Origin of the sequence: Rhizobium bangladeshense (genome assembly GCF_017357245.1) — a bacterium.
GTDB classification, from domain to species: Bacteria; Pseudomonadota; Alphaproteobacteria; order Rhizobiales; family Rhizobiaceae; genus Rhizobium; species Rhizobium bangladeshense.
The window spans coordinates 3098401-3121187 of the sequence record NZ_CP071612.1 but is presented as its reverse complement, the minus strand read 5'-3'; the positions used below and the strand labels follow the sequence as shown (position 1 = coordinate 3121187).

Below are 22787 nucleotides of genomic sequence, written 5' to 3'. Positions count from 1 at the left end.
TCCTGTTTCGCGCGGATGTTGGCTCAGCCGCATGCGCCCTGTCAATCCACCGGGCGAAAGGGCATGAGGTCGACGGCTGGATGGGATACCGCCATTACCTTGAAGAGTTCGCCCATCCGACCCTCACCGGCGCCGGCAAGCCTGTCGACTGCCGACTGGATGACCTGCTGGGTCTGTGGTTCGCGGTCACGCTCGAGGGTGGCGGCGCGTTCGAGAATGCCGAGCCCGGTCAGAAAGTCGCCCTGATGCAGGGCGCCGTTCAGATGCAGGCCGGCCGCCAGCGCCGTTTCGGCGAGCTGCTGGAAGTCGACATGGCTCGTCAGGTCGGCTTCGCCGGGATGGGCGAGCGGCGGGTCGAATTCATGCATGCGCACCGCTTGCAGCGTATCGCCGAAGCCGGTGACGAGATGGCCGTAGTCGATGACCAGCGCCGTGCCGCCGAAGGCGCGCAGCCGCTCGCAGATCGCCAACATCACGGCCTGACGGGCGGGCGAGATCTCGAAGAGCGTGCCGAGCGGCAGGTTCTGCATCGGTTCGGGCAGCAGGGCCGGATCGAGGCCGGCGACACCGGCGGCAAAGGTCAGCTCGCCATCTGCGTCGAGGCCGACCATACGCTCGCGGAAACCCGTTTGCGTGCGGATGAACTGGCGGATCGGGATAGCGTCGAACAACTCGTTGGCGGCTATCAGCGTGAAACCCGGCGGCACCTCGTCGAAGCCGTGATGCCAGGCGATCTTTTCGCCGTAGGACTCGAGTGTCCGGCTTTGGACGTCGCGCAGGCGCTCGCTTGTTTCGACGAGATGAACGCTCATCGTTTCGAAAAGCGGCGGCGCGATGCGGGCGATGACACGCAGCATATCCGCCATCATCGTGCCGCGGCCGGGCCCGATCTCGACCAGGCGTACGCTGCCTGGCGTGCCGTGACGCTGCCAGGCGTGGACGACGAAGACGCCGATCATTTCACCGAAGATCTGGCTGACTTCCGGCGCGGTGACGAAATCGCCGGAGCGGCCGAAGGGCTCGCGGGTGCGGTAATAGCCGTGCTCGGGATCGGCGAGGCAGAGCGAGAAATAATCGGTGACGCTGATCGGACCGTTGGCCTGGATGATCGCCTTGATCTTTTCGCCTAAAGCGGTGGTCATGTCGCGCATCCTGCCATTGTCAGAGCTGCGGTGCAGCCTGGCGCCGGGCCCGCAGGATCGCCCAGAGGCCGAGCAGGATCATCGGGGAGGAGAGAACCATCCCCATGGTCAGCCAGTTCGTGCCGAGGAGGTAACCGAGCTGGGCGTCCGGCTCGCGGAAGAACTCGACGAAGATGCGCGACAGCGCATAGCCGCAGACGAAGACGCCGGAGACGAAGCCCGGGCTTTTCAGCGCGCGCATGCCATAGACCAGGGATGCCAACACCAGAAGGAGAACGATGCCCTCCAAGCCGGCCTCGTAAAGCTGGCTCGGATGGCGGGCGAAGGGGCCGCCGGTCGGGAACACCACGGCCCAGGGGACGTCGGTCAACCGGCCCCAGAGCTCGCCATTGATGAAATTGGCGATGCGGCCGAAGAACAGGCCGAAGGGAACGACGGCGGCGACGATATCGAACAGGCTCCAGATCGGAATGGCGTTGCGGCGCGCAAAGATGATCATCGCGATCGTCATGCCGGCCAGCCCACCGTGAAAGGACATGCCGCCGTTCCAGATTTCGACTGCACGGACGGGATCGCGCAGGACGGCGGACAGGTCGTAGAAGAAAATGTAGCCGAGACGGCCACCGAGGACGACGCCGAGCGCTGCCCAGACTATGAAATCGTCGAGCTGCGTCCTCGTTATCAGCGAGCGATTGCCCGGCCAGAGACTGTCATTGGCAGCGATGCGGCGCGCATAGGCCCAGCCGAGCAAGATCCCGGCGACGTAAGCCAGGCCGTACCAGTGAATCGCCAACGGACCGATCGAAAAAGCGATCGGATCGATGTCAGGGAAAGGCATGATGGCAAGGAGATTGGCTGCTGTCGGCAAGGTTTTCCCATCCATTGAGGTCGGCGGAACATGCCGCCGCGATCCCGGACGGTCAAGTGCATTGTTCGTGAATGCCCCTCCGTTACCGGCTTTGAACAAGGCTATCCCGCGTAAAGCGCTTGCATCGTGGGTGGCGAAGCCCTACCTCAATCTTCGAGGCCCCGAAGGGCTGAATTCACCTTATGCGAAGGGAGAAAAACGCCATGACGACCGGAACGAACCGCATCATGGACGAGTTCGCCAAGCTGATGACCGACGCGGCAGGTGCCGCCCAGGGCGTCCGCAAGGAGATCGAGACGGCTTTCAACGCCCAGGCCGAGCGTTGGTTGAACAGCATGGACGTCGTCAAGCGCGAGGAATTCGAGGCCGTGCGCGAGATGGCGATCAAGGCGCGCGATGAAAACGAGGCGCTTGCCGCCCGTATCGCGGCGTTGGAGGCCAAGCTTGCCGGCGAGGGGCATTAAATCCCGATACGGTGCAGATGCGGCGTTGCCTTCATGTCACACGCCGCGTCTGTCCTAAAAAATTCCAGGTGAGTTTTCCACCTGTGGACACTGCCAAAAAAGCCAATTCGCAGAGTCGCTTATTCTCCCTTCTGAATTGAGTTTCGAAGTGCTTTCCACAACGACCCGTCCCTATTTTCCTCTCTGGGGGCTGGCAGGTGGCGAGGGTCATTATACACTGATTTTAAATGATGATTCGAAGCGACTTGGTAAGCTCCGGGCAGGTTATCTGCGTTAAGTCTGGCAGCGGTTCAACGATCATCCAGTGGTGGTTTCCGGTATTTGCGTGTGTCTTTCTTGTGTTCGTATCCCAAGTTAGTCGCATTCGTTCCGGTCAAGAAGGTGCTGCATGAACCTGATGGAATTGGAAGTCGAGCGTCAATCGAACCCGGTCGATATGATCGAGTACGTGGCCTCCAACAACGACTGGTCGTTCGAGCGGTCCGGCGAGGACGAGATCGCGATGACGGTCGAAGGGCGCTGGACGGACTATCATGTCTCCTTCTCCTGGATGGAGGAATTCGAGGCGCTGCATCTTGGCTGCGCTTTCGATATCAAAGTCCCCGACATCAGGGTCAACGAGGTGATCAAACTGCTTTCGGCGATCAACGGGCAGGTGTTGATGGGGCATTTCGACCTCTGGCGTCAGGAAGATGTGGTCATCTTCAGGCAGTCGCTGCTGCTTGCCGGCGGCGCCGAGCCGACCAACCGTCAGGTAGAGGTGCTGCTTTCCAGCGCGCTCGACACCTGCGAAGCCTATTTCCAGGCATTCCAATTCGTCGTCTGGTCCGGCATGGACGCGACGAAGGCGATGGAAGCCGTGCTGTTCGAAACGGTGGGCGAGGCCTGAGATGCCGGCGAAAGCTTTTTCATCGGCAAATCCCGTCGTGCTGATCGGCGCGGGAAATATGGGCGGAGCGATGCTCGCCGGCTGGCTGAAGAGCGGCGTCCCGGGTTCAGCCGTCATCGTCGTGGATCCCGGCCCCTCGTCGGCGATGCTGGCGACGATCAAGGAAGCCGGTGCGACGCATCTGACCGAAGTCCCTGCGGAGTTGAAGGCGAGCGTCTTATTCCTCGCAGTCAAACCCCAAGTGATGGAAACGGTCTTGCCGGCGGTGAAAAGCGCCGTAGGGCCGGCCACAGTCGTCGTCTCGGTCGCAGCAGGCAAGACGCTCGGTTTTCTCGAAAGACATCTCGGCAAAGCTGCCATGGTGCGAGCCATGCCGAACACGCCGGCGATGGTCGGCCGCGGCGTAACCGGGGCCTTTGCCAATTCAAGGGTCAGCAATCAGCAGCGCGAGCGCGTCCATGCCCTTCTCAGCGTCTCCGGCCCCGTTGAATGGGTGCCCGCGGAGGCTGATATCGATGCCGTGACCGCGCTTTCCGGCAGTGGCCCGGCCTATGTGTTCTATCTCGTCGAATGTATGGCGGAGGCGGGCCGTAAACTCGGCCTGCAGGCGGACCTCGCCATGCGTCTTGCGCGGGAAACTGTCGCGGGGGCTGGTGAACTCTTGCACCAGTCCCCCGACGATGCTTCGCGGCTGCGGCAGAATGTGACCTCTCCCGGCGGCACGACAGCGGCGGCGCTAGCAGTGCTGATGGCGGAGAACGGCATGCAGCCCCTCTTCGATACGGCACTCGCGGCAGCGCGCAAGCGGGCCGAGGAGCTGGCCGGCTAGAGCGCCGCGCGTCTCTAAAGACGCGCTAAGGACGTTCTAACACTTTAGATTTGCGCATGATCCTTTCGTAAAATCGATCTCGATTTTCCGAAAGGATCATGCGGTAGCGGAGCCCCCATGGCCGAAGAGATCACCTACGTCGATTTCGAACGTGTCGACATTCGAATCGGCACGATCGTCGAGGCCAGCGCCTTTCCGGAAGCGCGCAAGCCGGCAATCAAGCTGGTCATCGATTTCGGTCCCGAGATCGGCTTGAAAAAATCCTCGGCGCAGATCACCGTCCACTACGCGCTGGAAAGCCTGATCGGCCGGCAGGTGCTCGGCGTGGTCAACTTCCCGCCGCGGCAGATCGGGCCGTTCCGCTCGGAGGTGCTGACGCTGGGATTTGAGGACGAGAACGGCGCGATCGTGCTTGCTGGGGTCGAACGGCCGGTGCCGAACGGCAGGAAGATGATGTGAGCGTCGGCTCATATCCTTTGGTCGGTGTCGCCAGATGCGCCGGTGCCAAAGGCTGCACCGGCTCTGATTTCCTGTAGAAACGGATTGCTCCGCCGTTCGTCGCCGATGCGGCTGCCAGGGCCGTGGCCGCAGATAAATCCGACGTCATCGCCAAGCGGCAGGACCTTGTCGCGGATCGAATCCAACAACTGCTGATGATTGCCGCCCGGCAGGTCGGTGCGGCCGATCGAGCCGTTGAAGAGCACGTCGCCGAGATGGGCGAAATTCTGAGCCCTGTTGAAATAGATCACGTGGCCGGGCGCATGGCCGGGCGCGTGATAGACCTCGAATTCGTGGGCGCCGAATGAGACCTTGTCACCGTCGTTCAGCCAGCGGTCGGGCAAAACATTCCGCAATCCGGATATGCCGTATGTCGCAGCCTGTGCCTCAATGCGCTGCAGCAGCGGCTGGTCGTCCTGATGCGGGCCGACGATGTCGACGCCGAGGGCTTCCTTCAACTCGCTTGCGCCGCCGGCATGGTCAAGATGACCGTGCGTCAGCCAGATTTCCTTGATGGTTAAGCCGCTTTTTTCAATCGCCTGAAGGATGAGCGGCACGTCGCCGCCCGGATCAACCACGACGCCTTCTTGGGTGTCAGGATCGAAGAAGACTGTGCAGTTCTGCTGGAAGGGTGTCACCGGAATGATGCCGGCTTGGAGCATGCCCATTAGTGCCTCGCTGGGGTGTCTCGGGTGCTCAGGATATAGTCCGAAACGACGGCAAGGACAGCCGAAATCTACTGCTTTGACGCGTGTTTCACGGGAACAAGACCGACTGAAACAGAAGTTTATAGGTCTCTTCGCCGCTCGGACGCTTTGAAGAAATCGCCTTTTCTTCTTTTATTCCAATTCCTTATAGGGGCAAGTTTACGGGTATCTTTTTGGCGGAGCGGTGCGGGGGGGAACATCGTGGAACGCCACGCGTTGTCCGGCCATCGAAACCAAGGAGACGCTCACATGACCTTGAAGAGAAACATCCTGCTGGCTGGAGCCGTGCTCCTAGCGAGCGGCGGCATGGCGCAGGCGGAGATGGTGGCGACCACGGTCAACGATCTCAACGTCCGCGCAGGTCCGGGCCCGCAATATCCGGCCGTCGGTCTCGCCACCCGCGGTTCCACCGCGGTGCTCGACGGCTGTATCGAAGGCAGCCGCTGGTGCCGTGTCGACGTCAACGGCATCCGCGGCTGGGTCTATGCGGATTATCTGCAGATGGAGTACGGCGGCAACCAAGTTATCGTCGAGCAGCATCGTGCCGAGATCGGCGTTCCGGTCGTGACCTACGAGTCAACCGCCAGCGTTGTCCCGGCTGACCCGCAACCGGCGCCGGGCGATGAATTGATCGGCCCCGTTGGAGCCGTCGAAACGATCACTCCGCCGGAGACGGTGCGGACCTATATCGAGACCAACCCCACCGAGACGGTGCGGCTCGGCGGCGATGTGGTCGTCGGTGCGGAAGTGCCTGCCGACGTGACTTTCCAGACAATTCCGGACTATGAATATCGCTACACAAGGATCAATGACCGGCCTGTTCTCGTTGATCCAGGTACGCGTCGGATCGTTTACGTCTATCAGTAAGATCATCGAAAAAGCTGTAAACGAGGCGGTCGGAAGGCCGCCTCGTAAGAGGCTACGTCCTCCCGCCTTAATCCCGCAAGGGTTGATTTGCCTTACGCGCTCCCTCTGTCTATTCAAAAATGCTAATATGCCGGGTTCGGCATGGATCGGCGATCGAGGAGGTCGCCAGTGGATGGAGGCGCTCTTCCGTTCGTCATACAATTGAATGCTGGTGCGATCGGCGCCAACGCCGCGAGTGCCGCTTTGAAGCAGCACGCGATCAACGTCGTTGCTCGTACGATCGCGGGCGCGATCGGCGGCATGCTGCTCGCGGTCGACGGAGAAGCGGCCATAGCCGGCCTGATTGCCGACGGCATCGGCGGCCTGATCGGCGGTGGCATCCTGTCGAAGCTCGCCGGACTGGTGATGGCAAAGGCGCATAGATAAAGGCCCGACGCGCATTTCGGCGCCGGGACCAATCGCCTAGGATCTTATCCGACGGCAACCGCCGCCGGATAGACTTCCTTTATATAGTCGTTCATCAGGGTTTCTGAGATCGTTGCCGGCGTAAACCGATACGGACCGATCTCAGAGACCGGAGTTACTTCCGCAGCCGAGCCGGTGAGGAAACACTCGCTGAAATCAGGCAGTTCCTCCGGCAGGATCGCGCGCTCGATCACTTCGATGCCTCGACGCTTGGCGAGCTCGATGACGGTCTGGCGGGTGATGCCGTTCAGGAAGCAATCAGGTGTCGGCGTATGAATGACGCCGTCCTTGACGAAGAAGATGTTGGCGCCTGTCGCTTCGGCGACCTGGCCGCGATAATCGAGCATCATCGCATCGGCGTAGCCCTTGGCTTCGGCGGCATGCTTGGAAATCGTGCAGATCATATAGAGGCCGGCAGCCTTGGAGGCGCAAGGTGCGGTCTTCGGATCGGGACGTCGGTACTCGGCGATATCGAGGCGAATGCCCTTCAGCTTCTCTGCCGGGTTGAAATAGCTGCCCCACTGCCAGATGGCGATGGCGACGTTGATGCGGTTCGCCTGTGCGGAAACGCCCATCATCTCGCTGCCGCGCCAAGCAATCGGCCTGACATAGGCGTCCTGAAACCCCTGGCGTTTCAACAGTTCGATGGTCGCGGCATCGAGTTCTTCGACGGAATAGGGCACCTTGAAACCGAGAATCTCGGCGGATCTGTGCAGGCGCTGGTTGTGTTCAGTGAGCTTGAACACCCGACCGCCATAGGCGCGCTCGCCCTCGAAGACGGCGCTGGCATAATGCAGGCCGTGTGTCAGCACGTGGATCTTAGCGTCCTTCCAGGCAACGAACTCGCCGTTGAACCATATTTCGCCATCCAGCTGGTCGAAAGGAACCGAAGCCATCCTAAACCTCCTCCGGCGCTTCACGCGCCATGTCTGTTGATTGTTGCCCCCAATACGTTTTATCCACAGACGCAAGGGGAATTGCTTTTTGCGTCGGAAGTTCCGGGCGGACGTTGGTTTCCAAAGAAATGCCAGGGAAATTGAGAGACCGGGGGCTCCCGCGAAGTTCGACAAAAGCTAGCAGCGGCGAAAATTTATGTCAACAATGCTGACATATCTTGGCGAAAGTTTCCCCCAATGCGCGGAACGAGAAAGGAAATGCCGAGTGTCACGACAGACCGGTTCGAAAGCAGGCACGCCGGAGCCGTTGGCCACACCGATGGAAGATACAGACGGTATCGACTTCGAGATCATCGAGCTCTTCTTCTTCGCCTACCGCGACTTCGTTTCCGATCCTGACGCCATCCTCGAAAAGAGTGGCTTCGGCCGGGCGCATCACCGCGTCGTACATTTCGTCAACCGCAATCCGGGCATGACGGTGGCTGATCTTCTCGACACACTGAAGATCACCAAGCAGAGTCTTGCAAGGGTGCTGAAACAGCTGATCGATTCGGGCTATATTCGCCAAGTGGCCGGACCCGAGGATCGGCGGCAACGTAAGCTGTATCCGACTAAATCGGGGCGCGAGCTGGCGCTTGCCCTTGCAGAGCCGCAATCGCGCCGCATTGAGCGGGCATTCGAAGGAGCTTCTGCGCAGGTGCGGGAGGGCGTGAAGGCCTTCCTCAGAGGCATGCGGGACAGAAAGAAGGCGGATTGAATGGCGGTCAAAACAGGTATTTCTGACGATGCGGCGCATCTGCTGGTGGTCGACGATGACTCCCGCATCCGTGCGCTGCTCAATCGCTATCTTGCGGAAAACGGTTTTCGCGTCACTGTTGCGGCCGACGGCGCCGAGGCGCAACGCAAACTCGCGGGCCTCGATTTCGATCTCATCATCATGGATGTGATGATGCCGGGCGAATCCGGCATCGACGTCACCCGCGGGCTTCGCGCCATCAAGAACGTGCCGATCATCATGCTGACAGCGCTGGCGGAATCGGGCAACCGCATCGAAGGCCTCGAGGCCGGCGCCGACGACTATCTTTCCAAACCCTTCGACCCACGCGAACTGGTGCTGCGCATCAACAATATCCTGCGCCGCAACTCCAACGGTGAGGGGCTAAAGATCGAACAGGTCATGTTTGGACCTTACACTTTCTCCTTGACCCGCAAGGAGCTGAAGAAGGCCAGCGAGGTGATCCGGCTCACCGACCGCGAGCAGGAAATCATGCTTCTCTTTGCGCGGCGCGCCGGTGACACCATCCCGCGCCATGAGCTGATCGGCAATGACACTGAAGTCGGCGAACGAACGATCGACGTGCAGATCAACCGGCTCAGGCGCAAGATCGAGGAGGATCCGGCCAACCCCGTCTGGCTGCAGACGGTGCGCGGCATCGGATACAGGCTGAGCATCGACTAGCTTTGAGAAGTGGGGCATGATGTCGATAACGTTCACACTTTCCTGCATCGTGCTCTGAACGGCCGGGACTGACGATGGTGACAATGGACAGCTTGCGGCGGGAAGACCGCGCTCCGGCGGCGGGCTGGCGCTGGATCGTCCGTTGGCTGCGGCGGCGGTTGCCCACCGGACTTTACGCCCGCTCGCTGCTGATCATCATCATCCCGATGGTGCTGCTGCAATCCGTCGTCGCGGCCGTTTTCATGGAGCGCCACTGGCAAATGGTGACCGAGCGGTTGTCGCTCGCCGTCACGCGCGACATCGCCGCGATCATCGAGATCGTCGAAACGTATCCGCAGAATTCGGACTATAGCGAGATCATTCGCATCGCGCGGGATCAACTCAACTTGCAGATATCGATCGAGCCGGACGGCGACCTGCCGCCGCCGCGCGTCAAGCCGTTCTTCTCAATCCTTGACGGCATCCTCAGCGACGAGATCACCGACGAGATCCACCGGCCTTTCTGGATCGACACGGTCGGCAATTCGAATCTCGTCGAGATTCGGATCAAGCTCGAGAACAAGATCCTCAGGGTGTTGGCCAAGCGCAGTCAGACATATGCCTCCAATACCCATATCTTCATCGTCTGGATGGTAGGCACATCGCTGGTGCTGATCGGCATTTCGATCCTCTTCCTGCGCGGGCAGATCCGGCCGATCCTGATGCTGGCGCGGGCGGCCGAAAGCTTCGGCAAAGGGCAGAAGCCAGACAATTTCTATCCGCGCGGCGCCGACGAGGTCAGGCGCGCCGGCCTTGCCTTCATCCTGATGCGCGAACGCATCGAGCGGCAGATCGAGCAGCGTACGGCGATGCTTTCCGGCGTCAGCCACGATCTGCGCACGATTCTCACTCGCTTCAAACTGCAACTGGCGCTCGCGGGCGACAATCCTGACCTGCATGGCCTGAACGACGACGTCAACGATATGCAGACGATGCTGGAGGCCTACATGGCCTTTGCCCGCGGCGAGGTCGAAGAGGATGTCGGCGAGCTGAAGCTCAGCGAGATCTTCGCCAAGCTGGAATCCGATTTCGTCCTGCACGGCAAGAAGTTTAGCTATTCGATCGAGGGCGACGACGACATTTCGGTCAGGCCGAATGCTTTCACGCGTCTTGTCACCAATCTTGCCTCGAACGCGCGCCGCTATGCCAACAGGCTAGACATCGAGGCCAAGCACAATGCCAAGTGGTTGACCGTTATCTTCGACGATGACGGGCCGGGAATCCCAGAAAGGAATCGCGAGGACGTGTTCAAACCGTTCTTCCGGCTGGATACGGCGCGCAACCTTGATGCATCGGGCACTGGCCTCGGTCTTGCGATCGCCCGCGATATCGCCCGCAGCCATGGGGGTAACGTGACGCTCGGCGACAGCCCGCTCGGGGGCTTGAGGGCAACGATCCGCATTCCGGCCTAAACGTTTGTGGCGCTCAGCTTTACGGCTTTGCGCGCGTCGAAATCGCCTAGCCGTTCGACGACCCATCGCCAAAGTGTTGCGACCTGCATGAGGAGATCGCGGCCAAGCGGCGTCAATTCATATTCAACGCGCAAGGGCACCTCGGGATAGAGGGTGCGGATGATGAGGCCGTCGTTTTCCAGAGTGCGCAGCGTCTGTGTCAGCACTTTCTGGCTGATGCCCTCGACCCGCTCCATGAGGCGCGAGAAGCGCAAGGGCGCACCGGCATCGGACAGCACGTGCAGGATGCGCAGCGGCCATTTCGCCGCCGCCCGCTCGATCAGGCCGCGCGCCCGCGCATCCTGCTCATCGGTCATGTTGCAACAGAAATTGAATGTGTCGTCGGCCACGTGAGTTACCTTCAGGTGCGTTTAGATCGTGTTGGTACCTTCTTTCGATCTGAAACAACAGAACATACATGAGCCGGGAACCAACAAGGAGAGGTTTCCGATGTCCAGAGTCTGGTTGATTACGGGAAGTTCGCGCGGCCTCGGGCGGGCGCTGGCGGAGGCGGTTCTTGCCTCCGGCGACAATCTGGTGGCGACGGCGCGCGACCCCGGCCGGCTTGCCGATCTTTCGGAACAGTATGGCGCTCAGGTGCTGCCGTTGGCGCTTGACGTGACCGACGAGGCGGCGGCAGCTGCCGCGGTGAAGGCCGCCGTGAAGCGGTTCGGACGCATAGACGTACTTGTCAACAATGCCGGCTACGGCAATGTCGGACCGATCGAGGATACCAGCCTTGCCGACTTCCGAGCCCAGATCGAGACCAACCTGTTCGGCACTGTTATCATGACCAAGGCGGTGATCGCCCTTATGCGCGAACAGCGGGCGGGCCATATAATCCAGTTTTCATCTGTCGGCGGCCGCATCGGACCGGCCGGACGCGGCGCCTATTCGGCAGCCAAATTCGCCGTCGAGGGCTTCTCGGAGGTGTTGTCGAAAGAGATCGCGCCATTCGGCATCAAGGTAACGGTGATCGAACCCGGCGGCTTCAGAACGGATTTCGCCGGCGCCTCGACGATACTGGCCGAGGGGCGTGCGGAGTATGCGGAAACGGTTGGCGCCACTGTGCGTTTCCAGCGTGAATATGACGGCCGTCAGCCCGGCGATCCCGCCAAAGCGGCCTCGGTCATCATTCACATTGCCGGTCTCGACGCACCGCCGTTCCGGCTGTTGCTGGGCAGCGATGCCGTGCGCAATGTCGAGAAGGCGGATGCGGCGCGCATCGAGGCCGATCGGGAATGGCGCGCCGTCAGCGTCTCGACTGATTTCGAGCCGGATGCCGAGGTGCAGGCGATGCCTTGGGAGAAGAAGGCCGGCTGAATAAGCCAAAAATAAAAGCGCCGCTGAAGAGCGGCGCTTTGCGATGAATTGTCGGAAGATCAGCCAGCGGTGCAGAAGTGACTGCGACCGTCATAGCCGATGTAGGTGCCGCTGCGCGGATCGAAGGAACGGTAGCGGTAGGAGCAATAACGCTCCCATTGCGGCGTCCAGGGTTCAACCGTTGCACGGGCCGGGGCATAGTATCGCGGCCGCTCGACATAGCGCGGTTCCTCGACGTAGACGCGGCGCGGGGCCCGGTACACCGGAGCAGGCTCGTAGTAATCTGGCTCGTAGGGCGGGTCGATGTAGCGAGGCTCATCGTAAACAGGGCCGTTATTGGCATTGGCAATGGCCGAGCCAACGATCAGGCCGGTTGCAAGGCCGACAGCGCCGCCGACAAGCGCATCGTTGCGACGCCAATGACGGTCGCGGGCCGATGCTTCACCGATGGCGGAGATGGTAAGCGCGGCGAGCGTTGCCGTCAGCAGAAGAGTTTTTGCGAGCCTTTTCATAAGCATAAGTCCCAATCTCGGGAGCCGAACGTCGGCTCCTTCCTCGATGATGCAGTAGTAAAGATCGCTAGCTGAACGAAGGCTGAACGACAAAACCCGGCATTGCTGCCGGGCTTCAACTCGAATTCGACAGCCTTGTTAAGGGCTCAGCCCGCAATCTGCAGATTGACTGCCTTAGGGCCCTTGCCGCGGCGATCCGGCTCCGTGTCGAAGCTTACCTTCTGGTTTTCCGTCAAACCGGCCAGCCCAGAGGCCTGTACGGCAGAAATGTGAACGAAGATATCGGCGCCGCCCCGGTCCGGCTTGATGAAGCCGAAGCCCTTGTCGGTATTGAAGAATTTTACAGTGCCAGTCTCGGCCATGCGTCAGGTCCTTTTCTCTCTGCCCGCCATCCACACGGGCAGCATCATAGCATTGCCTCCTTGCGGGAGGTGTTGGCAGGCAAGTCTTGAAATGTGAGAAAAAGGTCCCCTCTACCTCGGCCTGCTCCAAGCGGGACTTTTGCCCACCATTTTCGGAACCGGCTGACCGGAATATTAGCGTTCCCGGCGCGCAAATACTTAAGGACTTCCCATGCTCGCAAAATGCCCGAACGCGCCGAGAGTGCTGCGTTTAAGGGATTTTGGCAAGCAAAAGTTTTTTAACGTGTCCTTCCGGGCACACTTCGGCCGACATCCGATTTGCGCAAAAACGCAAAATTTCCGCCGTGAATGAGGAATGATTAACGTTTTATATTGTCTGCAATGTAAGTTCCGAGCAGATTTTGCCAAAAAATGCAACGTAAACGGGCTTTCAGCGTCGCTTAAAATTTTTTTCGAATTCGGCATCCCCCATATTTGGACGCGTGTTCAGGCGGCCGGCATGCGGCGGCGAGCAAAACCGGGCACGATCTCGACTACAAGCATAGCGGTAAACATTAGCGCACAACCTGTATATCCCGTCGTCGGCATCGACTCCCCGAGAATCAGGGCTGCGAGAGATGCGCCGAACAGCGCTTCGGACGAGAGGAAGATCGCCGCCTGCGAGGGCGTCGTGTAGCGCTGGGCAATTACCTGCAGCACGAAGGCCAAGCCGGAAGAGAAAATACCCACATAGAGGATCTCGGGTGCCGCGGCCCAAATCGCTGAGAGGCTGATCGGTTCGACGGCTGCGGCAATCGCAAGCGCGCAAACCGTGGTGACGGAAAACTGCGTTGCAGCCAAGGTGAGCGGCCTTCCGGTTTCTGAGACGGTCGTGCCGGCAAGGGTGATCTGGATCGCCCAGAAGAAGGCGCAGACGACCGTCAGGAGATCGCCTGATGTGAGCGCCGAGAGGTGACCTCCGGACAGGAGATAGATACCGGCGAGCGCCATCACCGCGCCCGGCCAGATGATCCAATGCGGGGCACGGCGCAGGAAGAACACAGCAATGAGCGGCACGAAGACGACGTACAGGCCGGTGATGAAGCTGGAATTCGTCACCGTCGTCGTCTGCAGACCGATTTGTTGGGTGGCAGCGCCGCTGAAAAGGGCAAGGCCGGTGAGGACATAGAGCTTCGCGTGGCGTGCGCTTGTCTTCTCGTCCGCCTTGCGCGCCTCGAGAAGAACGAAAGGCAACACCGCCAATGTAGCGACGGCAAAACGCAAGGCAATGAAGCAGAAGGGGCCGATCGCCTTCATCGCGGTCGACTGGGCGACGAAGCCGCCGCCCCAGATGGCGGCTGCAAGCAACAGGAGGATGTTCGCCTGAATGCGCGTCATGTCGTCCTCGAAGGGGAAGGGATGTGCCCCAGCGGTTAGCAGTTGCGTTTCCATTCGGCAAGGGTGAAGACTTGAGCCTGACGACGGAGATGAAGGCATGCCACATGAACAACGGCCAGCGAGCGGCGCGGCGGGTTATTCCGGCACGCCGCTCGTCAGAAAGCTCGGCCTCGCGAGTGGGCAGGCGGCTGCTCTTCTTGGTGTCCCCGAGACGATCGATGGCATCCATGGTTTCGATCGTTTTGCCTCGGTGGTCCGCACGCTTCCCGAAGTGCGTTGGCGGGCGTTCGACTATGTGCATCTGTTTGTTACCGAACGGGCGACGCTTGAGGCTGCCGCGTCCGAGCTTTTTCATGTTCTAAGGCCCGACGGGATGGTCTGGATCTCCTGGCCGAAGAAGAGTTCACGGGTGGCGACGGATATTACCGAGGACGTGCTGCGGGAGATCCTGCTTCCGACTGGCCTGGTCGACGTCAAGGTTTGCGCCGTCGATGAGATCTGGTCTGGGCTGAAATTCGTCATCCGCAAGGAGTTGCGTGGTTCACTGTGACGTCTCAGCCGTTACTCGCCTGCGCCCTGGAAACCCTGAGCAGCGCGCCGTGGTCCTCATCTGTCACCATCAGCAACGCCCCGTCGGGCGCGACGACGACATCGCGGATGCGCCCGTAATCGCCTTCGAACAGGCGCTCCTCGGCAACGAAGGCACCGCTCTCATCTCGCTGCATTCGCGAAAGCAGCTGGAATTTCAGCGCTGCAACGAGGAAATCGCCGTTCCATTCCGGGAACATGGCGCCGCGATAGATGGCGAGCGCGCCGGGCGCGATCGAAGGGTCCCAATACTGCAACGGCTGCTCCAGCCCTTCCTTGGCGGTGCCTTCGCCGATCTCGGCGCCCGAATAGTCGCGGCCGTAGGTGATGATCGGCCAACCGTAATTCTTGCCCGCTTCGGGCTGGTTGATTTCGTCGCCGCCGCGCGCGCCATGTTCGACCGTATAGAGCTTGCCGTCCTTGGCGTCGAAGGTGATGCCCTGCGGGTTGCGGTGGCCTTTTGACCAGATCTCCGGCAGCGCCTTGCCGCCGTCTTTGAAGGGATTGTCAGCGGGGATGCTGCCGTCCGCATTGATATGGACGATCGCGCCGGCATTGTCCTGCCAATCCTGGGAACGGTCGCGGTCGCCGCGGTCCCCCACGCTGATGAACAGTGTGCCGTCACGGGCAATCGCGATCCGCGAGCCATAGTGGATGTTGGTGGATGTGAAGCGCCGCATGGTGAAGACAGGCGTCACAGCTTCGAGCTTCTTCTCGTCTTTGGAAAGCGTCGCGCTGAAGGCTTCGGTGCCGGAGCCCTGGCGGCCGGCCATGGAAGCCGTAAAATAGAGCTTTCTGCTCGTGGCAAAATCCGGGGCGAGCGCCAGGTCCAGGAGCCCGCCCTGGCCGCGCGCACTGACCTTGGGTACGTTGCCGATCGGCTCAGAGAGTTTACCGTCGCGGATAATGCGCATTCGGCCGGGCCGCTCGGTGACGAGGTAGGCGCCGTCGGGCAACACCTCGACCGCCCAGGGGTGATCGAGGCCATCGGCGAGTTTTTCGACACGAAGGGTCGGGCCTTGCGTGTTCACGGTATCTGCCGCATCGGCCGACACTGCGCCCGCGAAAACCAGCGCTGCCGTGAAATGGAAGGCGGATATTCTCTTCATCTTGCTCCCCGTCGTCTCTTTATGCTGAACGTGGAGCGGGCAGGGGACGGCTTCAAGCCTCACTCGCCTTGCAATAACGGCTTTGTGTTCGGCGATTGAACGGAGCCTGTCGCCTCACCATCGACCAGTTCCGCTTCGAGGATGTAGCGCAGCGGCCCGCGTTCGGTTGTATCGAAGGGCCAGCAGGTGGTCAGTACGAGGCGGCGGCCATCGGAGGAGGCATCGATGCCGCTTGCGTCCCAAGGGGCTATGCGGCCTTCGCCGGCCTTGAAGGTCAATAGCTTTCCGTCGCGGCGGGTAATTTCGATCGCATCGCCGGGCCTTACATGTTGCAGCCAGCGGAAGTGTGTGTCGCGATGGGCGGCGATGACGGAGGTGCCTTCTTCGCCCGGCTGCGGTGTGTTGGCGAGCCAGGCCGGACCGAAGGCGAGCGCCTCGCCCGAGGCGCCGGAAAGCACGATCGCCTCCTGGCCAAGGCGCGGCGCGCGCACCTTCGCTTCCGTGGTGAAATCGGCCCAGGGCCAGGGCTTCGTCTCCTTGCCGCTCAATTCGGCGGCAAAAGCACGCTTCAGCAGGACCTGCGAGATTTCTGCCTTCGCCTTCAGCAGAAAGCCGTCGCCGATCAGCGCCAGGCCGTAGAAGGCAAGGCCGGCGATGGCGAGGGCAATCGTCTTTTCGATCGGCGAAAGACGCCAGAGGAAGAAACCCTTCCTCTGGCGTGCCTTCGGAGTTTCGTGGGCCGTGGCGGCGGCCATTGCGAGTTCCAGATAAGTCGGAAGCGGCTCGAATTCAGCCGCTTCCTCATTGTTGCTAGAAACCATCGCGCTTGGCTCCGACCGTGACGAGCTTCTTAAGGCGGCGGCGCCAGATGGCGAGGCCGCTCGCGGCTGCCAGCGCCAGCAGCAGCATGGTGAGCCCGCGCATGATCTGCTCGTCGGCGCGTGTCGCCGTCTGCGGCAAGTTCACGGTCGAGCTCTTCTGCGCGATCAGCGTGGCGGCTCTCGCCGTTGGCGCAGCGGCCATCAAGTGGGCGATCTCGGACGATGCGGCGAGATCCTGCGTTGCGGCTGCGACCAGTTGTGGCTCAGCGCTTCCGGCCGGCGTCGCCGCGCCGTGGCGCTCTGCGCCGCCTGATGGGACGGCATTTTCGCCGAAGACCTTCCCGAAGTCCCAACCTTCGGGCAGGTTGAGCGGCAGCTTCGCAGAGCCGAGCGGTTCGTTCACCGGCCGCGACGGGGTGACGTCGACGGCAACAAGGCTGGTGACGCGCGAGACGAGGTGGTGGGCGAGCGCCACCGTCTCGATATCCTTGTCGAGGGCGACGGGATCCCGCCGCTCAGAGGCGCGGGCTTCGAAATCGTCGATCTTGCGCCGCGCCCAAAGCTTGGAGATGCCGCTCCCGTCGGCAGCATTGGCGATATCCATCTCGACCCGCCAGGGCCGGTCGCCCGTCGTGCCGACGATCTGCAGCTTGCCGGCGGGTTTGCCCTGCGGCAGCTCCGCCGTCAGGACGACAGGCTCGCCGCTATAGAGGTCGGGCATCGGGTTCGGCGTGATATCTTCAGCAGCGATGCCTTCGAAATTTGCGGCGATATCGGTCATGGCCGGGTTTTGCAGCTTGGCAAAGAGTTCGCTCATGCGGCTCGCCACCTGATAGGTCGAGCCGATCTGCGTGAAGGTGCCGCGGCCGATTTCGGCAGCCTTGGTCATGAAATAGGTGTTCGGCGCGGAGCCGATGCCGACGGTGAAGACACGGGCATCGCCGCGGTTTGCGGTGATTTCCTGGAAGAGCTGCTGTTCGTTGCCGATCGCGCCATCTGTGAGGAACACGACCTGGCGCAGCGCTCCGCTTGCGACCGGACCCTGGTTGCGCAGCGCATCCTCGAGCGCTGGCAACATTTCCGTGCCGCCATCGGCGGTCAAGCTACGGACATAGGCGATGGCTTTTTCGCGATTGTCTGGCGTGGCGGCGACGAGACCCTTGAAATAATCGGTCATCGTGTCGTCGAAACGGATGACGTTGAAGCGGTCCTCCGGCTTCAGCTTGGAAATGGCAAGGGCCAGGCTCTGCCTTGCCTGCTCGATGGATTGGCCGGACATGGATCCGGAATTGTCGATGACGAAGACCACCTCGCGTTTTGCCGGCGGCTCCGCCGCATCCGGTGCCGTCGGCGGGTTGACGAAGGCGAGCAGATAGGTCTTGCCGTTCATCACCTCACGAAAAAGGCCGGCGCTCGGCGTCTTTCCGGGCGCGGCCTTCCAGGTGAGCTCGAAATCCTTGTCGGCGGAAACGGAGTCCCCCTTCAAGCTGATCGCTCTCGACTGGTCTCCGTCCTGCCGGATTTCGACCTCGTGGAAGGAGGATTTGACGTCGCCGAGAGGGAAACCGGCCTTGAGATCCACGGTCAGAGAAACCGGATTGATTTTGGCGTTCTCGCGCGGATCGATCACGGGGGCTTCTATCCTGTCGCGATTTTCCACTGGGTCGCTTGGCGTGGCGAAGCCGGCACCGTTGTTGAATTCGACGGTCTGAACGATCGGCGCCGGATTGTAGCGCGGCGCGACGACCATCGGGAAGCGCAACGAGAACTCGCCGCCGGACTGGCGGACCGTCTGCTGATATTCGATCTGCACGACGATGTCTTCGCCGGGTCCGATATTGGCAACCTGATTGCTGAAAATGTTCGGGCGCTGCTGTTCGAGCAGCGCCGTCTTCTTGCCCTCGGCTTTGGCCTGCTCGTAGATCTCGCGGGCCTGCTGGCGCGGCCTGATCTGGCCTTCGATGAAGCGCTCGCCGATCTGCATCTTCAATGCGTCGACGGCGGAATTCACCGGCAGCGGGAAGACATAGGTGCCCTCGACCCAGCCCGGGCTCGGGTTCTGGAAGCGCTGCGTCACCTTCACCCTGGCGATCGGTCCGGAGACGTCGATTGCGACGTCGGTCTTCAGTCGCGGCGCTTCGACATAAAAGCCGGGCTCCTTCGACGGAAAGAGCAGCGAGCCGCTGTTGACGTCATTCGGCCGGACAAGTGCCACGAGCTGGCCGGACGCGTGCTGCGCTTCGGCCCGCGCGGCTGAGGCCAGTCCCAGCATAGCGGCGACGCAGGCCACAAAGGCGGTGGCGGCGACAAGAAATGAAATGGAAATTCGGCGCATGCGCATGCGCCCAATGGCGAACTCATCTTCCAGAAACATTGGTGTACCCTCAATAACCAATTTTGGATGAAGCAATGATGCGGCTTCGATCTCGGCGCGCTCGCGACCGAATTGCGGCGGCGTGCGGCATTTGTTGCGGCTTATTCGTGGCGATGACGAAATCCGACGATCTCTCTGATTTCTAAAGACGAAAGGCCGGATCGCCCCAACTGCGAAAGCGCCGGAGTCGAGGCCATACCCTGGGACCGGACTGTCGCGGCTCCTAAGGACGGGTGATCCTGTAGATCAACAGATTCTCCGAATCTACAAGCTTGGTTGCGGTCCTGTCGAGATGATCGATAATCCCATCATGGTGCTCGAGGAACAGCCGGGCCTCCTTGTCGGTGGCGTTCTTGGCCACGCCGAACAGATCCGCGCCCTGGGCGCGTAGTTCCTCGAGCTGGGCGATCGCGGTGGTGTCATCGGCGACGAATTTCGACCATTCGGCATCGCCTCCGCCAGGCGGGAATACCCAGCCGCGCGCCCTGCTGTAGTAGACGGCGACGGGATCGCCGACCTCGGGCGCGATGGCGACGACGAGGTCGCCCGGCTGGGCCAGTCGCGCCAGTTCCTCGCCAAGCAGCTTGCCGTTCATGGCGATTGGCTTTTTCATTGTCCTGACGAGGGGAAGGGTCGACCAGCCCACCGCGACGATCACGATGCAGATGGAGCGGAGCACGACCGTCGGGTTTAGAACGGTTTTCGATGAAAGCTTCGCCAGAAGAAGCGCGCCGTGGCCGCAGAACATCGCGGCCGGCACATGGAAGACGTGCAAGTTCCACACATTGCTGGTGATCTCGCCCGCTGCGGCCAGATAGAGGATCACAGCCGCGGCCAGCCAGACATAGGGAATCGCCGAAAGGGCGCGTTGCCTCGGATCTTTGGCGCGGCTGAGCGGCATCCACAAGCCAACCGCAAACAGCAGCATGAACGGGTAGCCATAGAACCACAAAACCGAGGTGTTCCAGACGGATTGGAAGTAGAACCTGTCCTTGACATAAGACCAGACGCCGTAATCCCAGATATAGCCGCCGCTGCCAGCGAAATGGAACGGCGGATAGCTGCGGGCGAGATAGATCGCCCAGCTGAAATAAGCGCCGATGATGGCAAGGCTCAAAAGCCCGAAGAGGAAAACCAAGCGTGCCTGCTTCCACTTCCTCTCCAGAATCCAGCAGACCATCAGGTAAAAGATGACGGCGCCGGCAGCGATGCCCGGTGGCTTCGACAGCGCGCCGAGCGAAAAGCTGGCGGTGGCGAGCGGCAAGAGCCAGCCGCTGCCACCGGCCCAGTACTTGACGAACAGCCAAACGCCAAGGGTCACCAAGGCGAGCATCGCTGGATCGGGAAGAAACGAGCTGTCGATCATGATCGCCGCCGGCATCAGCGCATAGGCAAGTGCCGCCGCGTGGGCGTGCATCTTGTCCCAGCACAGCGCTGTCAGCCTGTGCAACGAAACCACCGTCACCAGACCGAAGATGGCCGCAACCACGCGGCCGAACCAGTCGTGCCAGCCGAAGAGTTGGTAGAGCAGGGCGGTGAGATAGCTGACAATCTGGAACTCGCGGCCCTGATAACTTGGCCCGGGGCCGCTCCAGCTGACCTCTGGAAAGAAGATATTCCAGCTACGCTGCTGGAAATTATCGGCCATCATCGCGGTGCTTATTTGGCGCCAGCTGAAGCCGTCGACCAGCGGCAAGGTGATCTTGTAGAACCGGAAGACGATCGCGATAAACACGATTCCAAGCAAGATTGCCGTGTCGATGCTGATGTAGCTGCGAGCGGCGATGCTCCGGCTGGTCGTCCGGTGCTGATATTGCTGACCTTCGACCTGATTCAATCCCCGGGCGTCCGTCATCTGAAGCCGTGTCCTCCCGGACACTCGACGCGGCGCGGTACGCGCCGGCATCGGATCGAGAGAAAGATGATGCTGGGCAGGTTCTCGCCGCTGGGGCGCCCGGCTGCGGGGAGCGGCGCGCCATCACGGAGCCGTGGCTTGAAAGGCTTGCTGTGCGGCTTTGTCATGACGGCACTTCACCAACAATGCCTTGAAAAGCAATTCGCCCAGAATGAGTAGTGACCCACCCCTGAGGCGAACATAATAAGAACATTCGCGAGACCGCCAAGAGCTGTGCAGAGCAAATCCAACGTCGTGCTGAAAACCTTGCCGCAAGGGACCGACAGGCCATTTCGCCGGTGCGACGAAACGATCAATAAGAATCATCGTCCTCATCACGCCTTTGCGCTTGAAATGCCGTCATACATTGGACATAGAGCTAACCGCAGAACTCCGGTCCCGGCTTTCTGCCCGTTTCAACCATTAGGACCGATATCATGGCCTTCCTTGCCGATGCTCTTTCCCGCGTGAAGCCTTCAGCCACCATCGCAGTCTCCCAAAAAGCGCGCGAGCTGAAAGCAAAAGGACGGGACGTCATCGGCCTTGGCGCTGGCGAGCCGGATTTTGATACGCCCGAGAATATCAAGAAGGCGGCCATCGACGCGATCAACCGCGGTGAGACGAAGTACACGCCGGTTTCCGGCATCCCTGAGCTGCGGAAGGCGATCGCCGCCAAGTTCAAGCGGGAGAACGGCCTCGACTATTCCTGGGAGCAGACGATCGTCGGCACCGGCGGCAAGCAGATCCTGTTCAACGCCTTCATGGCGACCCTGAACCCAGGCGACGAAGTCGTCGTCCCGGCGCCTTACTGGGTCTCATACCCTGAGATGGTGGCGCTCTGCGGCGGCACGCCGGTTTTCGTTTCGGCCACCCAGGAGCATAACTTCAAGCTCCAGGCCGCCGATCTCGAAAAGGCGATCACGCCGAAGACTAAGTGGTTCATCTTCAACTCGCCGTCGAACCCGACGGGCGCGGCATATACGCATGCCGAGCTGAAGGCCTTGACCGACGTGCTGATGAAGCATCCGCATGTCTGGGTGCTGACGGACGACATGTACGAGCACCTGACCTATGGCGACTTCAAGTTCGTCACGCCCGTCGAAGTCGAGCCGAAGCTCTATGAGCGCACGCTGACGATGAACGGCGTCTCCAAGGCCTATGCGATGACCGGCTGGCGTATCGGCTATGCCGCAGGTCCGATCCAGCTCATCAAGGCGATGGACATGATCCAGGGCCAGCAGACCTCAGGCGCGACCTCGATCGCCCAGTGGGCGGCTGTCGAGGCGCTGAACGGCACGCAGGACTTCATCCCTGAGAACAAGAAGATCTTTGAAGGCCGCCGCGATCTCGTCGTCTCCATGCTGAACCAGGCCAAGGGCATCGTTTGCCCAGTACCGGAAGGCGCCTTCTACGTCTATCCGTCCTGCGCCGGCCTGATCGGCAAGACGGCGCCCTCCGGCAAGGTCATCGAGACGGACGAGGATTTCGTTTCCGAGCTTCTGGAAACGGAAGGTGTTGCGGTCGTTCATGGCTCGGCCTTCGGCCTCGGCCCGAACTTCCGTATCTCCTATGCGACGTCGGAAGCGCTTCTGGAGGAGGCCTGCCGACGCATTCAGCGCTTCTGCGCCGCCTGCAAGTAAAGCGGGCCGCGACAACATCATCGAAAGGCCCGCCGGTGACGGCGGGCCTTTTTGTTTGCCGTTGGCGCTTCGACCCTGGGCTCACATTCGGATTCAAGGTCTTGCGCCAGCGATTCCGCTTTGCCTCGCAAGTCGTTGAATTTCGATTCAAAACGTGACGGGGAGGGCGTGTTTGGCTGGTGATCAGCGGTTGCGGGCAGCTGTCAAACCAAA

At 61.0% G+C, this 22787-nt stretch carries 24 protein-coding genes; 12 read left to right on the top strand and 12 right to left on the bottom strand.

The genetic code is table 11. The features are described 5' to 3' along the window. Window positions 1–41: 41 nt before the first annotated feature. Together J2J98_RS15225 and lgt are read right to left on the bottom strand one after the other, a co-directional pair. Window positions 42–1142, bottom strand: a complete 1101-nt coding sequence (locus tag J2J98_RS15225) for a class I SAM-dependent methyltransferase (protein ID WP_138393054.1) — start codon at window positions 1140–1142, stop codon at window positions 42–44. A 19-nt stretch (window positions 1143–1161) separates the two neighbouring features. Then, window positions 1162–2010 carry a prolipoprotein diacylglyceryl transferase gene (gene lgt / locus J2J98_RS15220; protein ID WP_138393055.1) on the bottom strand — a complete coding sequence of 283 codons (849 nt, stop codon included), beginning with the start codon at window positions 2008–2010 and terminating at the stop codon, window positions 1162–1164. Window positions 2011–2213: 203 nt separating this feature from the next. On the opposite strand from lgt, the gene J2J98_RS15215 reads away from it, so the two are divergent. From J2J98_RS15215 to J2J98_RS15200, 4 genes are all read left to right on the top strand, one after another. Next, entirely contained in the window at window positions 2214–2474 is a 261-nt protein-coding gene (locus tag J2J98_RS15215; protein WP_009997186.1) for an accessory factor UbiK family protein, read from the top strand. A gap of 388 nt (window positions 2475–2862) precedes the next feature. Continuing rightward, the gene (locus tag J2J98_RS15210) at window positions 2863–3363 is read left to right on the top strand and encodes a type III secretion system chaperone family protein (RefSeq protein ID WP_207601485.1); all 501 of its coding nucleotides are present in this window, start codon (window positions 2863–2865) and stop codon (window positions 3361–3363) included. Between the two features lies 1 nt (window position 3364). Beyond that, complete coding sequence (proC, locus tag J2J98_RS15205) at window positions 3365–4192, top strand: pyrroline-5-carboxylate reductase (RefSeq protein ID WP_207601484.1); 828 nt, start codon at window positions 3365–3367, stop codon at window positions 4190–4192. 117 nt (window positions 4193–4309) lie between these two features. Further along, window positions 4310–4651 carry a tRNA-binding protein gene (locus J2J98_RS15200; RefSeq protein WP_064705731.1) on the top strand — a complete coding sequence of 114 codons (342 nt, stop codon included), beginning with the start codon at window positions 4310–4312 and terminating at the stop codon, window positions 4649–4651. An 8-nt stretch (window positions 4652–4659) separates the two neighbouring features. Here the strand turns inward: J2J98_RS15200 and J2J98_RS15195 are convergent, their stop codons facing one another. Next, entirely contained in the window at window positions 4660–5358 is a 699-nt protein-coding gene (locus J2J98_RS15195) for an MBL fold metallo-hydrolase (RefSeq protein WP_064711469.1), read from the bottom strand. Between the two features lie 288 nt (window positions 5359–5646). Between J2J98_RS15195 and J2J98_RS15190 the strand changes: the two genes are divergently transcribed. Both J2J98_RS15190 and J2J98_RS15185 read left to right on the top strand, forming a co-directional pair. Next, window positions 5647–6264 (top strand): DUF1236 domain-containing protein, encoded by a 618-nt coding sequence (locus tag J2J98_RS15190; protein ID WP_064711470.1) that lies wholly within the window; start codon window positions 5647–5649, stop codon window positions 6262–6264. 168 nt (window positions 6265–6432) lie between these two features. After that, window positions 6433–6690 carry a hypothetical protein gene (locus J2J98_RS15185; RefSeq protein ID WP_246569376.1) on the top strand — a complete coding sequence of 86 codons (258 nt, stop codon included), beginning with the start codon at window positions 6433–6435 and terminating at the stop codon, window positions 6688–6690. 44 nt (window positions 6691–6734) lie between these two features. Here the strand turns inward: J2J98_RS15185 and J2J98_RS15180 are convergent, their stop codons facing one another. Continuing rightward, on the bottom strand, window positions 6735–7625 hold the full coding sequence (locus J2J98_RS15180; RefSeq protein WP_207601482.1) for a branched-chain amino acid aminotransferase: 891 nt from the start codon (window positions 7623–7625) through the stop codon (window positions 6735–6737). Window positions 7626–7890: 265 nt separating this feature from the next. Between J2J98_RS15180 and J2J98_RS15175 the strand changes: the two genes are divergently transcribed. The 3 genes from J2J98_RS15175 to J2J98_RS15165 all read left to right on the top strand — a co-directional run bounded on the left by J2J98_RS15175 (window position 7891) and on the right by J2J98_RS15165 (window position 10535). Then, a complete protein-coding gene (locus J2J98_RS15175; RefSeq protein WP_064705726.1) occupies window positions 7891–8382 on the top strand; it encodes a MarR family winged helix-turn-helix transcriptional regulator in 492 nt (163 codons plus the stop codon). Beyond that, the gene (locus tag J2J98_RS15170; protein ID WP_064705725.1) at window positions 8383–9084 is read left to right on the top strand and encodes a response regulator; all 702 of its coding nucleotides are present in this window, start codon (window positions 8383–8385) and stop codon (window positions 9082–9084) included. Window positions 9085–9158: 74 nt separating this feature from the next. Further along, complete coding sequence (locus J2J98_RS15165) at window positions 9159–10535, top strand: ATP-binding protein (RefSeq protein WP_064705724.1); 1377 nt, start codon at window positions 9159–9161, stop codon at window positions 10533–10535. On the opposite strand, the gene J2J98_RS15160 is transcribed toward J2J98_RS15165, so the two are convergent. Further along, entirely contained in the window at window positions 10532–10891 is a 360-nt protein-coding gene (locus tag J2J98_RS15160; protein ID WP_064711473.1) for a winged helix-turn-helix transcriptional regulator, read from the bottom strand. The two genes, J2J98_RS15165 and J2J98_RS15160, sit on opposite strands and share 4 nt — an antisense overlap. Before the next feature lie 133 nt (window positions 10892–11024). Here J2J98_RS15160 and J2J98_RS15155 point away from each other — a divergent pair, with 133 nt between their 5' ends. Beyond that, on the top strand, window positions 11025–11897 hold the full coding sequence (locus J2J98_RS15155) for an oxidoreductase (RefSeq protein WP_064705723.1): 873 nt from the start codon (window positions 11025–11027) through the stop codon (window positions 11895–11897). 59 nt (window positions 11898–11956) lie between these two features. Here the strand turns inward: J2J98_RS15155 and J2J98_RS15150 are convergent, their stop codons facing one another. The 3 genes from J2J98_RS15150 to J2J98_RS15140 form a co-directional block, all read right to left on the bottom strand. Further along, window positions 11957–12409: a BA14K family protein gene (locus J2J98_RS15150; protein WP_064706141.1), complete on the bottom strand. Its 453-nt coding sequence runs from the start codon at window positions 12407–12409 to the stop codon at window positions 11957–11959. A gap of 146 nt (window positions 12410–12555) precedes the next feature. After that, window positions 12556–12771 (bottom strand): cold-shock protein, encoded by a 216-nt coding sequence (locus J2J98_RS15145; RefSeq protein WP_003561293.1) that lies wholly within the window; start codon window positions 12769–12771, stop codon window positions 12556–12558. Window positions 12772–13257: 486 nt separating this feature from the next. Beyond that, entirely contained in the window at window positions 13258–14148 is an 891-nt protein-coding gene (locus J2J98_RS15140; protein WP_207601481.1) for a DMT family transporter, read from the bottom strand. A 97-nt stretch (window positions 14149–14245) separates the two neighbouring features. Between J2J98_RS15140 and J2J98_RS15135 the strand changes: the two genes are divergently transcribed. Then, window positions 14246–14698: a DUF3052 domain-containing protein gene (locus J2J98_RS15135; protein WP_138393059.1), complete on the top strand. Its 453-nt coding sequence runs from the start codon at window positions 14246–14248 to the stop codon at window positions 14696–14698. A 4-nt stretch (window positions 14699–14702) separates the two neighbouring features. Here the strand turns inward: J2J98_RS15135 and J2J98_RS15130 are convergent, their stop codons facing one another. The 4 genes from J2J98_RS15130 to J2J98_RS15115 form a co-directional block, all read right to left on the bottom strand. Continuing rightward, window positions 14703–15845, bottom strand: coding sequence for a PQQ-dependent sugar dehydrogenase (locus tag J2J98_RS15130; RefSeq protein ID WP_138393060.1), 1143 nt, complete (start codon window positions 15843–15845; stop codon window positions 14703–14705). Between the two features lie 59 nt (window positions 15846–15904). Continuing rightward, window positions 15905–16666, bottom strand: a complete 762-nt coding sequence (locus tag J2J98_RS15125; RefSeq protein WP_138393061.1) for a class GN sortase — start codon at window positions 16664–16666, stop codon at window positions 15905–15907. Continuing rightward, window positions 16656–19040 carry a marine proteobacterial sortase target protein gene (locus J2J98_RS15120; protein ID WP_207601480.1) on the bottom strand — a complete coding sequence of 795 codons (2385 nt, stop codon included), beginning with the start codon at window positions 19038–19040 and terminating at the stop codon, window positions 16656–16658. The genes J2J98_RS15125 and J2J98_RS15120 overlap by 11 nt, the downstream gene beginning before the upstream one ends. Before the next feature lie 223 nt (window positions 19041–19263). Continuing rightward, a complete protein-coding gene (locus tag J2J98_RS15115; RefSeq protein WP_207601479.1) occupies window positions 19264–20895 on the bottom strand; it encodes an ArnT family glycosyltransferase in 1632 nt (543 codons plus the stop codon). A 476-nt stretch (window positions 20896–21371) separates the two neighbouring features. On the opposite strand from J2J98_RS15115, the gene J2J98_RS15110 reads away from it, so the two are divergent. After that, window positions 21372–22574 (top strand): pyridoxal phosphate-dependent aminotransferase, encoded by a 1203-nt coding sequence (locus J2J98_RS15110; protein ID WP_064705716.1) that lies wholly within the window; start codon window positions 21372–21374, stop codon window positions 22572–22574. Window positions 22575–22787: the final 213 nt, after the last annotated feature.